This is a genomic window from Brachybacterium epidermidis, from assembly GCF_015209585.1.
GTDB classification, from domain to species: Bacteria; Actinomycetota; Actinomycetes; order Actinomycetales; family Dermabacteraceae; genus Brachybacterium; species Brachybacterium epidermidis.
The window spans coordinates 58,342-77,778 of sequence record NZ_JADEYR010000001.1; the positions used below are offsets into that span (position 1 = coordinate 58,342).

Here is a 19,437-nt window from a genome sequence, read left to right on the forward strand (position 1 = left end):
AGCGACTCACGCCTTGCCCTGCTCGCGCTCGCGCTCGGGATCCACGGAGTCGACGAACTCCGCGGTGTCGTCCGCGTCGTTGTCGGTCGCATCGGCCGCCGGGGCCTTCTCGCCGATCGCCACGGCCGAGGCGGTGGTGGAGGGCTCCTTCACCTCGCCGCCGGTGCGCTTGGTGTACCCGACCTCGCCCTCGAAGGCGTCCTGGATCAGCTCCTTGAGCTCGATCACCAGGGGCTCCTTGGGGTTGGCCGGGGTGCACTGGTCCTCGAAGGCCCGGTAGGCGAGCTCGTCGATCACCCGGTCCAGGTGCTCCTGGGTGGCGCCGTTGGCCTTGAGGCTCAGCTCGACGCCGAGATCCTCGGCCAGGCGGGTCACCTCGTCGATCAGCGACTGCACGCCCTCCTCCGTGGTGGCGGCCGGGAAGCCCATGAAGCGTGCGAAGTCCGCGAGGTCCTTGTCGGCCCGGTAGTTCTCGTACTTCGGGAAGATCGCGTGCTTGAACGGCTTGGTGGCGTTGTACCGGATCACGTGAGGCAGGAAGATCGCGTTGGTGCGGCCGTGGGCGATCTCGAACTCCGCCCCGCACTTGTGCGACAGGGAGTGCACGATGCCCAGGAACGCGTTGGCGAAGGCCATGCCGGCCATCGCCGAGGCGTTGTGCATCTTCTCCTTGGCCTCCATGTCGTTCTCCAGCACGGCGGCCCGCATGTTCTCGAAGATGAGCTGTGCCGCCCGGATCGAGAGGCCGCGAGTGTAGTCGCTGGCCATGGTCGACACGTACGACTCGATCGCGTGGGTGAGCGCGTCCAGGCCGGAGTCGGCTGCGGTGCGCCTCGGCACGGTGTCCACGAACTGGGCGTCCACGATCGCCACGGTCGGAGTGAGCGCGTAGTCCGCCAGCGGGTACTTCACGTGCGTCTCCGCATCGGTGATCACCGCGAACGGGGTGCACTCCGAGCCGGTGCCGGAGGTGGTGGGGATGGCCACGAACTCCGCCTTCTGGCCCAGCTTCGGGAAGCGGTAGGTGCGCTTGCGGATGTCCATGAACTTCTGCTTCATGCCGAAGTAGCTGGCCTCGGGGTGCTCGTAGAACAGCCACATGCCCTTGGCCGCGTCCATCGCGGGGCCCCCGCCGAGGGCGATGATGCAGTCCGGCTCGAAGTCCCGCATCCACTGGGCGCCCTTGAACACGGTGGTGGAGGTGGGGTTGGGCTCCACGTCCGAGAAGATCGTCCAGGCGACCTCCTCGCGGCGCTGCTTGAGGTGGTCGATCAGCACGTCCACATAGCCGAACTGGACCATGCCCGGGTCGGTGACGATGAAGACCCGCTTGATCTCCGGCATTTTCTGGAGGTACTGCACGGAGTACCGCTCGAAGTAGGTCTTCGGGGGCACCTTGAACCACTGCATGTTGTTCCGCCGTTCCGCGATCCGCTTGACGTTGATGAGGTCCACCGCGCTGACATTGCGGGAGACAGAGTTGTGGCCGTAGGAGCCGCAGCCCAAGGTCAGCGAGGGCAGCAGACCGTTGTAGACGTCCCCGATGCCGCCCAGGGCACTGGGGGCGTTGACGATGATGCGGCAGGCCTTCATCCGCAGTCCGTACTCGCGCTCGATGGCGGCGTCGGAGGTGTGGATGACCGCGGTGTGCCCCAGCCCACCGAACTCCAGCATCTGCTGGGCCAGGTCGAAGCCCTCCTTCTTGCCGGGCACCGTGAGCATGGCCAGCACCGGGCAGAGCTTCTCGCGGGAGAGGGGGTGCTCCTCGCCGACGCCCTCGATGGGCGCGATCAGCAGCTTGGTGCCGGCGGGCACCTCGATGCCCGCGCCTCGGGCGATGTCCTCGGCGCTCTGACCGACCACGGAGGCGGCGATCCCGCCCTTCTCGGTCACCATGAAGTCCTCGAGCTTGGCGCGCTCGGCCTCGGTGACCACGTGGGCGCCGAAGGCCTGGAACTCCTCCAGCACCTGCTCCGCGATCTCCTCGTCGACGATGATGGCCTGCTCGGAGGCGCAGATCATGCCGTTGTCGAAGGTCTTGGAGATCAGCAGGTCGTTGACGGCGCGGGACACCTTCGCGGTCCGCTCGATGTACACCGGGACGTTGCCCGGGCCCACGCCGAGCGCCGGCTTACCGGTGGAGTAGGCGGCCTTGACCATGCCGGAACCGCCGGTGGCCAGGGTGAGTGCCACCGTCGGGTGGTTCAGCAGGGCATCGGTGGCCTCCAGCGAGGGCTGCTCGATCCACTGGATGCAGTGGGCGGGTGCGCCGGCCTCGACGGCCGCGTCCAGCATCACCTGGGCGGCTGCGGCCGAGCACTTCTGCGCGCTGGGGTGGAAGGCGAACACGATCGGGTTCCGGGTCATGATCGAGATCAGGCACTTGAACATGACGGTGGAGGTGGGGTTGGTGACGGGAGTGACGCCCGCGACCACGCCGACCGGCTCGGCGATCTCGATGATCCCCTTCTGCTTGTCCTCGGCGATGATCCCCACCGTGCGGTCGTACTTGATCGAGTTCCAGATGTACTCGGTGGCGAAGATGTTCTTGACGCACTTGTCCTCGAAGAGGCCGCGGCCGGTCTCCTCGACGGCCAGCTTGGCCAGCGGCATGTGCTGATCCACGCCCGCCAGGGCCATCGCATGGACGATCGCGGTGATCTCCTTCTGCTTGAAGGAGTCGAAGGCGGCCAGGGCCTCGGAGGCGCGCTCGGCGAGGGTGTCGATGGCGGCCGCGGTGGAGCTGCGGGTAGAGGTGGTCGCGCTGTCGGCTTTGCCGGTCATGATCTCGGTTCTGTCCTTGCCTCTGGTCTCGGCTGCTCGGCCCCGCGAGCGGGGGAGCCGACGGCCCGTGTGGTCCGTCACCGATCACGCTAGAGGGATGCCCGGTCGATTGCCACCCTCACTTCGTCAACAGCGCCACACTGGGTGAAAGCGCAGGTCAGAATGCTTTTTGAAGGGGCGCGGGGAGCTCCTGCTGCCGTGGGGCCGTGGCGGGGAAGGGGGCGCCCGGCTCGTCGTGGCGGAAGGGTGCGCTGAGGCGAGCAGAGTCCTTGGTCCCGCCCTCGCCTGCAGGTTCGATGGTCTGATGAATGCTGGCGGAAGAACGACCAGATGAGGTGGGCGAGGTCCCGGGGCGAGGATGCCCCCGACACTCGCCCCTCCGGCAATGCCCACCGGGACGTGGGTCCCTTAGCGTCGAACTGACAACATCGGGTGTGGGTCAGATCACCGGCTTCAGCCGGTCGTGTGACCCACTCCGCCCGTCGCCCCGTGGCGGGACAGCCTCGGGAGCGGGTACAGTTACCGGTACCGAAGACCGCCGGTCGTCGCCCTCACCTGAGGGGGACCGAAGAAATCCCGCACGGGATGGCCTGCGCAGGTGAATCAGGACGACCGTCGCTCGGTCGTGCCCGGTGCTCCCATGGGGGCACCGAGCACGTGCTGTGCGGCCCGGGGCCTCGACACCTGCGTGTCGAGGCCTTTCTCGTGCGCGGAGACCTTCACCCGGCGGCGCGAGACCTCTGGAAGGAGGGCCATGGCGAACCCCGAGAAGGTCGACGCCGTCGCGGAGATCACGGAGCTGTTCCGCAGCTCCGACGCCGCCGTCGTCACCGAGTACCGCGGGCTCAGCGTGGACCAGCTCAAGCAGCTGCGTCGTGCTCTGGGCTCCGAGACGACGTACGCCGTGGTGAAGAACACGCTGACCGAGATCGCCGCCCGCGAGGCCGGCATCGACGTCTTCGAGGGTCAGCTCAGCGGCCCCACCGCCATCGCCTTCATCAAGGGTGAGCCGGTGGAGCCCGCCAAGGCTCTGCGTGACTTCGCCAAGGAGCACGAACAGCTCGTCATCAAGTCCGGCTACTTCGAGGGCAACCTGCTCTCGGTGGCCGATGTGCAGCAGCTCGCGGACCTCGAGTCCCGCGAGGTCCTGCTGGCCAAGGCCGCCGGTGCCATGAAGGCGTCGATGTCCAAGGCCGCCGCCGTGTTCAATGCGCCGCTGTCCAAGGCAGTGCGCACCGTGGACGCGCTGCGGGTCAAGCAGGAGGCCTGAGCCCAGGCTCAGCTCCCGCACCCGCCCAGCGCGATCGCGCTGGACCGTCGGCCGCCCGATGGGGCGAACCGGCCGCATGACCTGGCGCACCAGCGCCGCTGAAGTACCACGCACCCGCCCCACGCGGATGCACCGGAACCCAGGGACCAGGTCCCACCGACAGGAAGGAACGCCATCATGGCGAAGCTCAGCACCGACGAGCTCATCGAAGCTTTCAAGGAGATGTCCCTCATCGAGCTCTCTGAGTTCGTGAAGCAGTTCGAGGAGGTCTTCGACGTCACCGCCGCCGCCCCCGTGGCCGTCGCCGCCGCTGGTGGCGCCGCCGCCGGTGGCGAGGCCGCCGCCGAGGAGGAGAAGGACGAGTTCGACGTCATTCTCGAGTCCGCCGGCTCGGCCAAGATCGCCGTCATCAAGGAGGTGCGCGCCCTGACCTCCCTCGGCCTGAAGGAGGCCAAGGACCTCGTCGACGGTGCCCCCAAGCCCGTCCTCGAGGGCGTCAAGAAGGAGGACGCCGAGGCCGCCAAGGAGAAGCTCGAGGGCGCCGGCGCCACCATCACCCTCAAGTGATCCGGTGCTCGCCCCGGCGAGCACGCGCATCACAGACGCAAGGGCCGTCCCGCAGCTGCGGGGCGGCCCTTCCGCCGTTCCCGCCCAGTGGTAGCGTCCGTGATCGTTTCGTGACGCAGAGAAATGCGAAGAACGCCTCCGGAGTCGAGGCCTGGGGCATGGCCGCTGCCGCGCTGACCCTGCTGGGCGGCGGTGCCCTGATGGTGGGGCTGCGCAGGCGCTGATCCGCACAGCACGGGGCGATGCCGAGGGCTCCTCTGGATCCGTCCGGAGGGGCCCTCGGTGCGGGTCGGGCGCGGGGGTTGGCCGCCATGTGCTCTGGCCTTCACCACCGACACGCGGCCCGCTGCTTGACTCGCGGGCGAATAGTCAGCATCCTGTGTGACGTACGAAGCTGTTCCTGCCGCCCACGGCACCGGAGCCCCTCCCGTCACCGCACGGGAACGCGTGCGCACCGGCAGCCACGTCGAGAAAGACGGGCAGGAGGCCTCGCCTTTCCGCGCCAGGCATATGGCGGCCGACGCGGATGGACCCGTCGCGAAGCGACCCTTGTGTCCATCCGCGACTCTGTGTATGCTCGGATTTTGCGCTGTGCCTCGCCCCGTTCTGTCATCACGGCTCTGTCATCTCGGCATCACGCCGGCCATCGGCAAGTCTCTTCACCTCACGGGGTGTTCGCCGCGCCTGGGATTCCGTCATCGGCCTGGAAGGACCCCCCTTGGCTGCCTCGAGCACCGATATCACCACCGACATCTCCCGTCGCACCGCCTCGCCGCGCGTCACCTTCGCCAAGCTCGGCGATCCGATCGACGTTCCGGATCTCCTGAGCCTGCAGACCACGTCCTTCGACTGGCTGCTGGGCAATGAGCGCTGGCAGGAGCGTGCCGCTGAGGCCGCCGCCGCTGGGCGCGAGGACGTCCCGCAGACCTCCGGTCTGGCCGACATCCTCGAGGAGATCTCCCCGATCGAGGACTTCGCCGGCAACATGTCGCTGTCCTTCCGGGACCACACCTTCGACGACCCGAAGTACAGCGTCGAGGAGTGCAAGGAGAAGGACCTCACCTACGCCGCTCCGCTGTACGTGATCGCCGAGTTCATGAACAACGAGACCGGCGAGATCAAGACCCAGACGGTCTTCATGGGCGAGTTCCCGCTCATGACCGACAAGGGCACCTTCATCATCAACGGCACCGAGCGCGTGGTCGTCTCGCAGCTGGTGCGCTCCCCGGGGGTGTACTTCGAGGAGACGATCGACAAGACCAGCGACAAGCGCATCTTCTCCGCGAAGATCATCCCCTCGCGCGGCGCCTGGCTGGAGTTCGAGGTCGACAAGCGCGACCAGGTCGGCGTGCGCATCGACCGCAAGCGCAAGCAGTCGGTGACCACCCTGCTGCAGGCCCTCGGCATGTCCCACAGCGACATCCTCGAGGAGTTCGGCGAGTTCGAGTCCATGCGCTCCACCCTGGAGAAGGACCGCATCTCCTCGACCGACGAGGCCCTCATGGACATCTACCGCAAGCAGCGTCCGGGCGAGCCGCCCACGCGCGATGCGGGCGAGGCCATGCTGAACAACCTCTACTTCAACCCCAAGCGCTACGACCTGGCCAAGGTGGGCCGGTACAAGATCGGCAAGAAGCTCGGCGTGGACGGCTCGCTGTCCGAGTCCAGCCTGCGCCTGCAGGACGTCGTGGCCACGATCAAGTACATCGTCGCCCTGCACGAGGGCCTCACCGAGTACACCAGCGCCGACGGCCACACCGTGCGCGTGGAGACCGACGACATCGACCACTTCGGCAACCGTCGCATCCGCGCGGTCGGCGAACTGATCCAGAACCAGGTGCGCACGGGCCTGTCCCGCATGGAGCGCGTGGTCCGCGAGCGCATGACCACGCAGGACGTCGAGGCGATCACCCCGCTGACCCTGATCAACATCCGCCCGGTGACGGCGGCGATCAAGGAGTTCTTCGGGACTTCGCAGCTCTCGCAGTTCATGGACCAGAACAACCCGCTGTCGGGCCTGACCCACAAGCGTCGTCTCTCGGCGCTGGGCCCGGGCGGTCTGTCCCGCGACCGTGCGGGCATGGAGGTGCGCGACGTGCACCCCTCGCACTACGGCCGCATGTGCCCGATCGAGACCCCTGAGGGGCCGAACATCGGCCTGATCGGCTCGCTGGCGACCTTCGCCCGCATCAACCCCTTCGGCTTCGTCGAGACTCCGTACCGGAAGGTCACCGATGGCCAGGTCACCGACGAGATCGTGTACCTGACCGCCGACGACGAGGATCGCCACGTCATCGCCCAGGCCAACGCCAAGCTCACCGACGACGGCCGCTTCGCCGAGGAGCAGGTGCTGGTGCGCCTGGCCGGCGGCGAGCCGGACCTGGTGGACGCCACGGACGTCGACTACATGGACGTCTCGGCCCGCCAGATGGTGTCGGTCGCGACCGCGATGATCCCCTTCCTCGAGCACGACGACGCCAACCGTGCGCTGATGGGGTCGAACATGCAGCGCCAGGCCGTGCCGCTGTTGCGCCCGGAGATGCCGCTGGTCGGCACCGGCATGGAGCGTCGTGCCGCGGTGGACGCGGGCGACGTGGTGGTGGCCGAGAAGGGCGGCGTCATCGAGGAGCTCAGCGCGGACCTGGTCTCCGTGATGGCCGATGACGGCACCCGTCAGACCTACCCCATCGGCAAGTTCCAGCGCTCCAACGCCGGCAACTGCTACAACCAGCGCGTGCTGTTCGACGAGGGCGACCGCGTCGAGGCCGGTTCGATCCTGGCCGACGGCCCCTCCACCGATCAGGGCGAGCTGTCGCTGGGCAAGAACCTGCTGGTGGCGTTCATGTCGTGGGAGGGCCACAACTACGAGGACGGCATCATCCTGTCCTCCCGGATGGTCCAGGACGACGTCCTCACCTCGATCCACATCGAGGAGCACGAGGTCGACGCCCGCGACACCAAGCTGGGCAAGGAGGAGATCACCCGGGACATCCCCAACGTGGGTGACGACGTCCTGGCCGATCTCGACGAGCGTGGCATCATCCGCATCGGCGCCGAGGTGGAGCCGGGCGACATCCTGGTCGGCAAGGTGACCCCGAAGGGTGAGACCGAGCTGACCCCGGAGGAGCGCCTGCTGCGCGCCATCTTCGGCGAGAAGGCTCGCGAGGTGCGCGACACCTCTCTGCGCGTGCCCCACGGCGAGTCCGGCACCGTCATCGGTGTGCGCGTGTTCACCGACGAGGAGGACGGCGACATCCTCCCCACCGGTGTCAACGAGATGGTCCGCGTGTACGTGGCTCAGAAGCGCAAGATCACCGACGGCGACAAGCTCGCCGGCCGCCACGGCAACAAGGGCGTCATCGCCAAGATCCTGCCGGTCGAGGACATGCCGTTCCTCGAGGACGGCACCCCGGTGGACATCATCCTCAACCCGATGGGCGTGCCCGGGCGCATGAACATCGGCCAGGTGATGGAGACCCACCTGGGCTGGGTGGCGAAGAACGGCTGGGACCTCGAGAAGGGCTCCGCCGCGGTGGACGACCTGCCCGAGACGGCCCTGCACGGCGAGCCCGGCACCCCGGTGGCGGTGCCCGTGTTCGACGGCCTCTCCGCCGATGAGCTCGAGGGCCTGATCGCCAACCACCGCCCCAACCGGGACGGCGAGCGGATGGTCAAGGAGAACGGCAAGGCGCGCCTGTTCGACGGTCGCTCCGGTGAGCCGTTCCCCGACCCGATCTCCGTGGGCTACATGTACATCCTGAAGCTCCACCACCTGGTGGACGACAAGCTGCACGCCCGCTCCACCGGCCCGTACTCGATGATCACGCAGCAGCCCCTGGGCGGAAAGGCCCAGTTCGGCGGCCAGCGCTTCGGCGAGATGGAGGTGTGGGCCCTGGAGGCCTACGGCGCCGCCTACGCCCTGCAGGAGCTGCTGACCATCAAGTCCGACGACATCTCCGGCCGCGTGAAGGTCTACGAGGCGATCGTCAAGGGCGAGAACATCCCCGAGCCCGGCATCCCGGAGTCCTTCCGGGTGCTGCTCAAGGAGATGCAGTCGCTGTGCCTGAACGTCGAGGTCCTCTCCTCCGACGGCACCGCCCAGGAGGTGCGGGAGAGCGACGAGGAGGTCTTCCGCGCCGCCGAGGAGCTCGGCATCGACCTGTCCCGCCGGCCCCACGAGGGCGTCGGCTCCATCGAAGAGGTCTGAGAGACAGGGCCCGACGGTCCACGCCCCGCGTGGCCGCCGGCCCGCCCCTCGACCCTGATCACTCAGACCGCCTGACTTACGATTCGAGAGAAGGACACCTGTGCTCGACGTCAACACCTTCGACGAGCTGCGCATCGGCCTCGCGACCGCCGATGACATCCGCGCCTGGTCGCACGGCGAGGTCAAGAAGCCCGAGACCATCAACTACCGCACCCTGAAGCCCGAGATGGAGGGCCTGTTCTGCGAGCGCATCTTCGGTCCCACCCGGGACTGGGAGTGCTACTGCGGCAAGTACAAGCGCGTGCGCTTCAAGGGCATCGTCTGCGAGCGATGCGGCGTGGAGGTCACCAAGTCCTCCGTGCGCCGTGAGCGCATGGGCCACGTGGAGCTCGCCGCCCCCGTCACCCACATCTGGTACTTCAAGGGCGTGCCCAGCCGTCTGGGCTACCTGCTGGACCTCGCGCCGAAGGACCTCGAGAAGGTCATCTACTTCGCCGCGTACATGATCACCGCCGTGGACGAGGACGCCCGCCACGAGGACCTGCCCGACCTCCAGGCCCGCCACGACCTGGAGATCAAGGAGCTGGAGAACGAGCGCGACAGCGCGGTCAACGACCGCGCCGTCACCGCCGAGAAGGACCTCGCCCAGCTCGAGGAGGAGGGCGCCAAGGCCGACGCGAAGCGCAAGGTTCGCGACTCCGCCGAGCGCGAGCAGGCCCAGATCCGCAAGAAGTACGACGCCGAGATCGCTCGCGTCACCAACGTGTGGGAGCGCTTCAAGTCCCTCAAGGTGGCCGATCTCGAGGGCGACGAGCAGCTGTACCGCGCCATGAAGCTGCGCTACGGCACCTACTTCGAGGGCGGCATGGGCGCCGAGGCGATCCAGAAGCGCCTGCAGGACTTCGACCTCGACTCCGAGGCCGCGTCCCTGCGCGAGATCATCGCCAACGGCAAGGGCCAGAAGAAGGCCCGCGCCCTCAAGCGCCTCAAGGTGGTCTCCGCCTTCCGCACCACCACCAACTCGCCCGACGGCATGGTGCTGGACTGCGTGCCGGTGATCCCGCCGGACCTGCGCCCCATGGTGCAGCTGGACGGCGGCCGCTTCGCGACCTCGGACCTCAACGATCTGTACCGTCGCGTGATCAACCGCAACAACCGCCTCAAGCGGCTGCTGGATCTCGGTGCCCCCGAGATCATCGTGAACAACGAGAAGCGCATGCTGCAGGAGTCGGTGGATTCGCTGTTCGACAACGGCCGCCGCGGTCGACCGGTCACCGGTCCGGGCAACCGCCCCCTGAAGTCCCTCTCGGACATGCTCAAGGGCAAGCAGGGCCGCTTCCGCCAGAACCTGCTGGGCAAGCGCGTTGACTACTCCGGTCGTTCCGTGATCGTGAACGGCCCGCAGCTGGAGCTGCACCAGTGCGGCCTGCCCAAGGGCATGGCGCTGGAGCTGTTCAAGCCGTTCGTGATGAAGCGCCTGGTGGAGCTGTCCCACGCCCAGAACGTGAAGGCCGCCAAGCGCATGGTCGAGCGTGCCCGCCCCGAGGTGTGGGACGTGCTCGAGGAGGTCATCACCGAGCACCCGGTGCTGCTGAACCGTGCACCCACCCTGCACCGCCTGGGCATCCAGGCCTTCGAGCCGCAGCTGGTGGAGGGCAAGGCCATCCACCTGCACCCGCTGGTGTGCGCCGCCTTCAACGCCGATTTCGACGGCGACCAGATGGCCGTGCACCTGCCGCTGAGCGCCGAGGCGCAGGCCGAGGCCCGCATCCTGATGCTCTCGAGCAACAACATCCTCAAGCCCTCCGACGGTCGCCCCGTCACCATGCCCGCACAGGACATGGTGATCGGCCTGTATCACCTGACCACGGTGCGCGAGGACGTCCCCGGCGCGGGCCGCTCCTTCTCCTCCGAGGCGGAGGCCATCATGGCCTTCGATGCGGGCGAGCTGGACCTGAACGCGCCGGTGACCATCCGCTTCACCGACATCGTGCCGCCCACCGGATGGGAGGCCCCCGAGGGCTGGAGCGAGGGCGACCCGATCACCCTCACCACCACCCTGGGCACCGTGTTCTTCAACGAGACGCTGCCGGAGGGCTTCCCGTACGTCGAGGGCCAGGTGGGCAAGAAGCGCCTGGGCTCGATCGTCAACGCCCTGGCCGAGCGCTACGAGAAGGTGCAGGTCTCCGCGTCCCTGGACGCCCTGAAGGCCTACGGCTTCTCCTGGTCCACCCGTTCCGGTGTGTCCTTCGCGTTCTCCGACGTGGTGGTCCCGCCGAACAAGGCCGAGATCGTGCAGAAGTACGAGGCCAAGGCCGCGCAGGTGCAGGAGAACCGTGACCTGGGCCTGGTCTCCGAGGCCGAGCGCAACATGGAGCTGATCGACATCTGGACCGAGGCGACCAATGAGGTCGACAACGCGATGCGCGAGAACTTCGAGGAGACCAACACCATCTACCGGATGGTGCACTCCGGTGCCCGAGGCAACTGGATGCAGATCCGCCAGATCGCCGGTATGCGCGGCCTGGTGAACAACCCCAAGGGCGAGATCATCCCGCGTCCGATCCTCTCCAACTACAAGGAGGGACTGTCGGTCCTGGAGTACTTCATCGCCTCGCACGGCTCCCGCAAGGGCCTGGCGGACACCGCTCTGAAGACCGCCCAGTCCGGCTACCTGACCCGTCGTCTGGTGGACGTCTCCCAGGACGTCATCGTCCGCGAGGCCGACTGCGGCACCGCCAAGGGCCTGGTGCTGCCGATCGCGGTGGAGGAGGCCGGTGCGCTGGTGGCCCACGAGAACGTGGAGACCACCGTGTACGGGCGTGTGCTCGCCTCCGCTGTCACCGGTGAGGACGGCCAGGAGCTGGCCGCGGCCGGCGACGAGGTGGGCGATGTGCTCATCGAGAAGCTGGTCGCCGGGGGAGTGCGCGAGGTCAAGATCCGCTCCGTGCTCACCTGTGACTCCGCCGTCGGCACCTGCGCCGCCTGCTACGGCCGCTCCCTGGCCACCGGCCACCTGGTGGACATCGGCGAGGCCGTGGGCATCGTCGCCGCCCAGTCGATCGGCGAGCCCGGCACCCAGCTGACCATGCGTACCTTCCACACCGGTGGTGTGGCCAGCGCCGACGGCGACATCACGCACGGCCTGCCGCGTGTGCAGGAGCTGTTCGAGGCCCGCACCCCGGCCGGCTTCGCGCCGATCACCGAGTCCGCGGGCCGCGTCGAGGTGGAGGAGAACGACAAGCAGCGTCGTATCACCGTCACCCCCGACGACGGCACCGATCCGATCACCTACAACGTGTCCAAGCGCGTGACCCTGCGGGTCTCCGACGGCGACCACGTCGAGGTGGGCCACCAGCTCACCGTGGGCTCGGTGGACCCGAAGCAGGTGCTGCGCATCCTCGGCCCCCGCGCCGTGCAGCAGCACCTGGTGGACGAGGTCCAGAAGGTGTACATCTCGCAGGGCGTGGACATCCACGCCAAGCACATCGAGGTCATCGTGCGGCAGATGCTGCGCCGCGTGACGATCATCGAGTCCGGTGACACCGACCTGCTGCCCGGTGACTTCGCCGAGCGCGTGGCCTTCGAGACCGAGAACCGTCGGGTGCTCGCCGAGGGCGGTCAGCCCGCCTCCGGTCGCCCGGAGCTGATGGGCATCACCAAGGCGTCGCTGGCGACGGACTCGTGGCTGTCGGCGGCCTCCTTCCAGGAGACCACCCGCGTGCTCACCGAGGCCGCCCTGAACCGCAAGAGCGATCAGCTCATGGGGCTCAAGGAGAACGTGATCATCGGCAAGCTGATCCCCGCTGGGACCGGCCTGCCGCGGTTCCGCCGCATCGCGGTGGAGCCCACGGACGAGGCCAAGGCGCAGATGTACCAGGTGCCCGGGTACGACGAGCTGGACTTCTCCGGCTTCGGCCAGACCGGCTCGGTGAACCTGGACGACATCGACTACGCCGATCCGTTCCGCACGGACTTCCGCTGACCCGCTGAGATCCCCCTCCGCCTCCACCGGTCACTGCCGGTAAGAGCGGGGGAGCGGATGCGGTCGGCCAGATCAGCAGGGGCGGTCCCACCTCCGGGTGGGGCCGCCCCTGCTGCCCGTCTGTCACAGGGCCGCTCGACGGTCCGTGCCCGTGAGGACCGCCACGCCGTGCGTTCCTCAGCGTGACCTGGGGCGCGTGCATGTTCACGAGCGGGTAAAGATCCCTCCGGTCCCTGGCCAAGGTCTGGCCGGGACCCTTCACGAGGCCCCGCCGCGCGCGGAAGCATGGAGGACGGCGGCACTCCGCGCGTTCTTCCCCCGCAGCACCTCGGCTCCTTGGAGTCGAGCACGCGATCGCGCCGATTCCCGCCCGGCCCCCTCCGGGGCCCACGGACCCAGGGAACGACGGACCGCCTGGCGGCGGCGAGAAGCAGGTGGAACAGTGAAGAAGACCCCGTGGATCATCGCGGCCGCGACGGCCTGCGTCATCGGCGTCGGCGGCGGTGGCACCGCGTACGCGATGTCGAACGTGGTGACGGTGGATGCGTACGGGGAGGAGTCCCACGTGCGCACCTTCAGCCCCACCGTGGCCGAGGTCCTCGCGGACCAGGGCATCGAGGTCAAGGACACCGACCTGGTGATCCCGGGACTCGATGAGCAGGTCACCGATGGCACCCAGATCCAGATCATCGAGCGCACCCCCGTCACCGTGACCGTGGACGGCGAGCCCCAGGAACTGCTCACCACCGGCACCACCGTCTCCGACGCGCTGGAGGAGCTCGAGCTCGAGACCGAGGGCGCCCGCATCACCCCGGAGCCCGGCACGGAGCTGGTCGCCGACGGCAACGACGTCGAGGTGGTCACCCTCAAGACCGTCACCTTCGTGGGCCAGTACGGCCAGGACACCTTCGAGGTCGCCGCTCTCACCGTCGACGAGGCGATGCGCACGGTGCTCCGCGACATCGAGGACACCGACACCGCGTCCGTGGACCGCGACTCGATCCTCGAGGACGGTGCCACCATCACCGTGCAGCGCGTGCGCCAGACCGAGCGCACCGAGACCGAGACCATCCCCTTCGAGAAGAAGACCGAGAAGGACGACTCCCTCCTCGAGGGCACCACCAAGGTGAAGGTCGCCGGCAAGGAGGGCTCGCGGGAGAAGGTCGTCTCCGAGAAGCTGGTCGACGGTGAGGTCACCGAGTCGCAGGTCGTCACCGAGAAGGTCGTGACCGAGCCCGTGGCGCAGGTGACCCTGGTGGGCACCAAGCCGAAGCCCGAGCCAGAGCCGGAGCCGGAGCCGGAACCGGAGCCCGCCCCCGTGCAGGAGGAGAAGGCACAGCCGGCCACGAAGAAGAAGACCGAGAAGAAGAGCGAGACGAAGGAGCCTTCCCGCTCCTCCGAGTCCTCTCGCAGCTCCGAGCGCTCCTCGGCTCCCGCGCCCACGGCGCCCTCGGGCTCCGTGTGGGACCGACTGGCCCAGTGCGAGTCCGGCGGCAACTGGTCGATCAACACCGGCAACGGGTACTACGGCGGCCTGCAGTTCTCCGCGGGCACCTGGCGCGCCTACGGCGGTGGCCAGTACGCCCCGTACGCCAACCAGGCCACTCGCGACCAGCAGATCGCGATCGCCAAGAAGGTCCAGGCCGGTCAGGGTTGGGGCGCCTGGCCGGCGTGCACCAGCAAGCTCGGTATCCGCTGATCCACTCCGCTTCATCCTCCTCGGCCGCAGGCCGGCTCGCGCCGGTGCTGCGGCCGAGGTGCGTCGTGGAGCAGCCCTGCTGGTCCCGCCCGGTGTGATGTGCGTCGGAGCTTCCTCATCCCTTTGACCCTGCCCGCCGGGCCTCCGTAGACTGTCAGAGCGTCCGGAGTGCCCTCTGGTCGTGAGCTGGGACGAACCCGCCGCCCCTCCGGGGAGCAGCGAGGGGGGTCCCCCGCGAGGAGCGGATCCTGGCGGTGTGCCCGAAATCGGTGCGGCGGCCATGCCCGGTCCCGCAGCGCGGGCATCGATCACGGTCCTCCGACGACCGGCCGGTCCCATACCGGTCGGGCGGGTCGGTCCGCCACCGCTTCCCGGGCATGGGGGCGGCGAACCGGGTCGCCGTCCGCTGCGGCGCCACGCAGGCAGCGGTCGAAGATGTCGATCCTCCGGAGTCAACAGTTCCGGTGGCCGAACAGGCAGAGAATCTGTGCCAACTATTCAGCAGCTGGTGCGCAAGGGACGGAAGGACAAGTCCTCCGCCTCGAAGACGCCGGCGCTCAAGGGCTCGCCCCAGCGCCGCGGTGTCTGCACGCGCGTCTACACCACCACCCCGAAGAAGCCGAACTCGGCCCTGCGGAAGATCGCGCGTGTGCGTCTGTCCACCGGCATCGAGGTCACCGCATACATCCCGGGTGTGGGCCACAACCTCCAGGAGCACTCGATCGTGCTGGTCCGCGGCGGCCGTGTGAAGGACCTGCCCGGCGTGCGCTACAAGATCGTGCGCGGCTCCCTCGACACCCAGGGTGTCAAGGGTCGCCAGCAGGCCCGTTCCCGCTACGGCGCGAAGAAGGAGAAGAAGTAATGCCTCGTAAGGGAGCAGCTCCCAAGCGCCAGCTCGTCGTGGACCCCGTCTACGACTCGCCGCTGGTCACCCAGCTCATCAACAAGATCCTCCTGGACGGCAAGAAGACCGTCGCCGAGAGCATCGTCTACGGCGCTCTCGAGGGCTGCCGTGAGAAGAACGGCCAGGACCCGGTGGTCACCCTGAAGGCTGCGCTGGACAACATCCGTCCCAGCCTCGAGGTGCGCTCCCGCCGCGTCGGCGGTGCCACCTACCAGGTGCCGATCGAGGTCAAGCCCGGCCGCTCGACCACCCTCGCTCTGCGCTGGCTGGTCGGCTACTCCCGCGCCCGTCGCGAGAACAGCATGACCGAACGCCTCATGAACGAGATCCTCGATGCCTCCAACGGTCTCGGTGCGTCCGTGAAGCGCCGCGAGGACACCCACAAGATGGCCGAGTCCAACCGCGCCTTCGCCCACTACCGCTGGTGAGGCCGTCGGGGCCCGCCCACTCGGCGGGCCCCGACTCCCCTCACCGGCTTCCCGGATCTGTCGACCAGACCCAGTTCTCCAGAAAGGCACAAGCCAGTGGCACTTGAAGTGCTCAGTGACCTCACGAAGGTCCGCAACATCGGCATCATGGCGCACATCGACGCCGGCAAGACGACTACCACCGAGCGGATCCTGTTCTACACCGGTGTCAACTACAAGATGGGCGAGACGCACGACGGTGCGGGCACCATGGACTGGATGGAGCAGGAGAAGGAGCGCGGCATCACCATCACCTCCGCCGCGACCACCTGCTACTGGCACGGCAGCCAGATCAACATCATCGACACGCCCGGCCACGTGGACTTCACCGTCGAGGTGGAGCGCTCGCTGCGCGTGCTCGACGGTGCCGTCGCGGTGTTCGACGGCAAGGAGGGCGTGGAGCCCCAGTCCGAGACGGTGTGGCGTCAGGCCGACAAGTACGACGTCCCGCGCATCTGCTTCGTCAACAAGATGGACAAGCTCGGTGCGGACTTCTTCTTCACCGTCGGCACCATCGTGGATCGCCTCAAGGCGAAGCCGCTGGTGATGCAGGTCCCGATCGGCGCGGAGCACGACTTCCGCGGTGTGGTCGATCTCGTCGAGATGAAGGCCTACGAGTGGCCCGAGACCCTCGAGGAGGACCTGCCCGCCATCAGCGCCAAGAAGGGCGATCCGGCCCTGGGCCAGTGGCAGCGTGAGATCCCGATCCCGGCCGAGCTGCAGGACAAGGTCGACGAGTACCGCGCCAAGCTGGTCGAGGACGTCGCCGAGAGCTCCGAGGAGCTCATGGAGGCCTACCTCGAGGAGGGCGACCTCTCCGTCGAGCAGCTGAAGGCAGGCATCCGTCAGCTCACCGTGAGCTCTGAGGCGTACCCCGTCTTCTGCGGCTCCGCCTTCAAGAACAAGGGCGTCCAGCCCGTGCTCGACGGCGTGATCGACTACCTGCCCTCGCCCCTGGACGTGCCTGCGATGGTGGGCCACGACGTCAAGGACGAGGAGAAGGAGCTCTCCCGCAAGCCCGATTGGAACGAGCCGTTCTCAGCGCTCGCCTTCAAGGTGGCCTCGCATCCGTTCTTCGGTGCGCTCACCTACGTGCGCGTCTACTCCGGCCAGGTCAAGCAGGGCGATCAGATCCTCAACGCGACCACCGGCAAGAAGGAGCGCGTCGGCAAGCTGTTCCAGATGCACTCCAACAAGGAGAACCCGGTGGAGGAGGCCTTCGCGGGCCACATCTACGCGTTCATCGGCCTGAAGGACACCACCACGGGTGACACCCTGTGCGATCCCTCCGCGCCGATCCAGCTGGAGTCCATGAGCTTCCCGGAGCCGGTCATCTCGGTGGCCATCGAGCCCAAGACCAAGGGCGACCAGGAGAAGCTCGGCGTCGCGATCCAGAAGCTCGCCAAGGAGGATCCCACCTTCCAGGTCGAGCTGGACGAGGAGACCGGCCAGACCGTCATCAAGGGCATGGGCGAGCTGCACCTCGACATCCTCGTGGACCGCATGCGCCGCGAGTTCAAGGTCGAGGCGAACATCGGCAAGCCGCAGGTCGCCTACCGCGAGACCATCAAGCGCACCGTCGACAAGTTCGACTACACGCACAAGAAGCAGACCGGTGGCTCCGGCCAGTTCGGCAAGGTGCAGATCACCTACGCCCCGCTGACCGAGGCCGAGGAGGGCGTGTTCTACGAGTTCGAGAACCTCGTCACCGGCGGTCGCATCCCGCGCGAGTACATCCCGAGCATCGACGCCGGCATCCAGGACGCCCTGCAGTCGGGCATCCTCGCCGGCTACCCGGTGGTCAACGTCAAGGCCTCGCTGATCGACGGCGCCTACCACGACGTGGACTCCTCGGAGATGGCCTTCAAGATCGCCGGCTCCATGGCGACCAAGGAGGCCCTGCGCAAGGCCCAGCCCGTGCTCCTGGAGCCCCTCATGGACGTCGAGGTGCGCACCCCCGAGGAGTACATGGGAGATGTCATCGGCGATCTGAACTCCCGTCGAGGTCAGATCCAGTCGATGGAGGATGCGAGCGGGGTCAAGATCGTCCGCGCTCTCGTCCCGCTGTCGGAGATGTTCGGGTACGTCGGCGACCTGCGGTCCAAGACCCAGGGCCGTGCGATGTACACGATGCAGTTCCACAGCTACGCGGAGGTCCCCTCCAGCATTTCGGAAGAGATCATCGCGAAGACCCGGGGCGAGTGAGGGAGCCGGGGGAGCGGGTAGGATCTTTCTCCTGCTCCCCTCCTCTCCGTCGGAGCCTGCCACCGGGGCAGGAATCCGATCCCGATCCAGAAGTACCCAGAGATAAGAAGTCCTAGGAGGACACCACCATGGCGAAGGCCAAGTTCGAGCGGACCAAGCCGCACGTCAACATCGGCACCATCGGTCACGTCGACCACGGCAAGACCACCCTGAGTGCCGCCATCTCGAAGGTCCTGTACGACAAGTTCCCGGACCTGAACGAGAAGCGCGACTTCGACACGATCGACAACGCGCCCGAGGAGAAGCAGCGCGGCATCACGATCAACGTGTCGCACATCGAGTACCAGACCGAGAAGCGTCACTACGCTCACGTCGACGCCCCCGGCCACGCCGACTACGTGAAGAACATGATCACCGGCGCTGCTCAGATGGACGGCGCGATCCTCGTGGTCGCCGCCACCGACGGCCCGATGGCCCAGACCCGCGAGCACGTGCTGCTCGCCAAGCAGGTCGGCGTCCCCTACCTGCTCGCCGCGCTGAACAAGGCCGACATGGTCGACGACGAGGAGATCCTCGAGCTCGTCGAGATGGAGGTCCGCGAGATGCTGGGCGGCCAGGGCTTCGACGAGGACGCTCCCGTCATCAAGGTGTCCGCGCTGAAGGCTCTCGAGGGCGACGAGAAGTGGGTCAAGTCCATCGAGGAGCTCATGGACGCCGTCGACGAGTCCATCCCGGACCCGGTCCGCGACCTCGACCAGCCCTTCCTCATGCCCATCGAGGACGTCTTCACCATCCAGGGCCGCGGCACCGTGGTCACCGGCAAGGTGGACCGTGGAAAGCTCGGCATCAACTCGGAGGTCGAGATCGTCGGCATCCGTCCGGCGCAGAAGACCACCGTCACCGGTATCGAGATGTTCCACAAGCAGATGGACGAGGCGTGGGCCGGCGAGAACTGCGGCCTGCTGCTGCGTGGCACCAAGCGTGAGGACGTCGAGCGCGGCCAGGTCGTTGTGAAGCCGGGTTCGATCACCCCCCACACCAACTTCGAGGCGCAGGTCTACATCCTGTCCAAGGACGAGGGCGGCCGTCACAACCCGTTCTACTCGAACTACCGCCCGCAGTTCTACTTCCGCACCACCGACGTCACCGGTGTCATCACCCTCCCCGAGGGCACTGACATGGTGATGCCCGGCGACAACACCGAGATGTCGGTCGAGCTGATCCAGCCGATCGCCATGGAGGAGGGCCTCGGCTTCGCCATCCGTGAGGGTGGCCGCACCGTGGGCTCCGGCCGCGTCACCAAGATCACCAAGTGATCGCTGCGGGGCGCGCCCCGCATCCGTGATGCG

The 19,437-nt window shown here is 67.6% G+C and carries 10 protein-coding genes; 9 read left to right on the forward strand and 1 reads right to left on the reverse strand.

All coding sequences use genetic code 11. From position 1 onward, the window contains the following. Positions 1 to 6: 6 nt before the first annotated feature. Positions 7 to 2,784: a bifunctional acetaldehyde-CoA/alcohol dehydrogenase gene (gene adhE / locus IOE58_RS00280; RefSeq protein ID WP_193864418.1), complete on the reverse strand. Its 2,778-nt coding sequence runs from the start codon at positions 2,782 to 2,784 to the stop codon at positions 7 to 9. Between the two features lie 754 nt (positions 2,785 to 3,538). Between adhE and rplJ the strand changes: the two genes are divergently transcribed. The 9 genes from rplJ to tuf all read left to right on the forward strand — a co-directional run bounded on the left by rplJ (position 3,539) and on the right by tuf (position 19,404). Then, positions 3,539 to 4,054, forward strand: coding sequence for a 50S ribosomal protein L10 (rplJ, locus tag IOE58_RS00285; RefSeq protein WP_193864419.1), 516 nt, complete (start codon positions 3,539 to 3,541; stop codon positions 4,052 to 4,054). Between the two features lie 177 nt (positions 4,055 to 4,231). Then, a complete protein-coding gene (gene rplL, locus IOE58_RS00290) occupies positions 4,232 to 4,621 on the forward strand; it encodes a 50S ribosomal protein L7/L12 (protein ID WP_193864420.1) in 390 nt (129 codons plus the stop codon). 718 nt (positions 4,622 to 5,339) lie between these two features. Then, positions 5,340 to 8,828 carry a DNA-directed RNA polymerase subunit beta gene (rpoB, locus tag IOE58_RS00295; protein ID WP_193864421.1) on the forward strand — a complete coding sequence of 1,163 codons (3,489 nt, stop codon included), beginning with the start codon at positions 5,340 to 5,342 and terminating at the stop codon, positions 8,826 to 8,828. A 100-nt stretch (positions 8,829 to 8,928) separates the two neighbouring features. Next, on the forward strand, positions 8,929 to 12,813 hold the full coding sequence (locus IOE58_RS00300; protein ID WP_193864422.1) for a DNA-directed RNA polymerase subunit beta': 3,885 nt from the start codon (positions 8,929 to 8,931) through the stop codon (positions 12,811 to 12,813). 442 nt (positions 12,814 to 13,255) lie between these two features. Further along, on the forward strand, positions 13,256 to 14,512 hold the full coding sequence (locus tag IOE58_RS14560) for a resuscitation-promoting factor (RefSeq protein WP_193864423.1): 1,257 nt from the start codon (positions 13,256 to 13,258) through the stop codon (positions 14,510 to 14,512). Between the two features lie 487 nt (positions 14,513 to 14,999). After that, on the forward strand, positions 15,000 to 15,374 hold the full coding sequence (gene rpsL, locus IOE58_RS00310; protein ID WP_193864424.1) for a 30S ribosomal protein S12: 375 nt from the start codon (positions 15,000 to 15,002) through the stop codon (positions 15,372 to 15,374). Next, positions 15,374 to 15,844: a 30S ribosomal protein S7 gene (gene rpsG, locus IOE58_RS00315; protein WP_193864425.1), complete on the forward strand. Its 471-nt coding sequence runs from the start codon at positions 15,374 to 15,376 to the stop codon at positions 15,842 to 15,844. The genes rpsL and rpsG overlap by 1 nt, the downstream gene beginning before the upstream one ends. A gap of 96 nt (positions 15,845 to 15,940) precedes the next feature. Next, a complete protein-coding gene (gene fusA / locus IOE58_RS00320; RefSeq protein WP_193864426.1) occupies positions 15,941 to 18,088 on the forward strand; it encodes an elongation factor G in 2,148 nt (715 codons plus the stop codon). Between the two features lie 128 nt (positions 18,089 to 18,216). Further along, a complete protein-coding gene (gene tuf, locus IOE58_RS00325; protein WP_193864427.1) occupies positions 18,217 to 19,404 on the forward strand; it encodes an elongation factor Tu in 1,188 nt (395 codons plus the stop codon). The last annotated feature ends 33 nt before the right edge of the window (positions 19,405 to 19,437 follow it).

What these genes read in the sequence shown, in the direction of transcription:
- rplJ (WP_193864419.1), top strand. Translation starts at nt 3,539, where the DNA reads ATGGCGAACCCCGAGAAGGTCGACGCCGTCGCGGAGATCACGGAGCTG.
- rplL (WP_193864420.1), top strand. Translation starts at nt 4,232, where the DNA reads ATGGCGAAGCTCAGCACCGACGAGCTCATCGAAGCTTTCAAGGAGATG.
- adhE (WP_193864418.1), bottom strand. Translation starts at nt 2,784, where the DNA reads ATGACCGGCAAAGCCGACAGCGCGACCACCTCTACCCGCAGCTCCACC.
- rpsG (WP_193864425.1), top strand. Translation starts at nt 15,374, where the DNA reads ATGCCTCGTAAGGGAGCAGCTCCCAAGCGCCAGCTCGTCGTGGACCCC.
- tuf (WP_193864427.1), top strand. Translation starts at nt 18,217, where the DNA reads ATGGCGAAGGCCAAGTTCGAGCGGACCAAGCCGCACGTCAACATCGGC.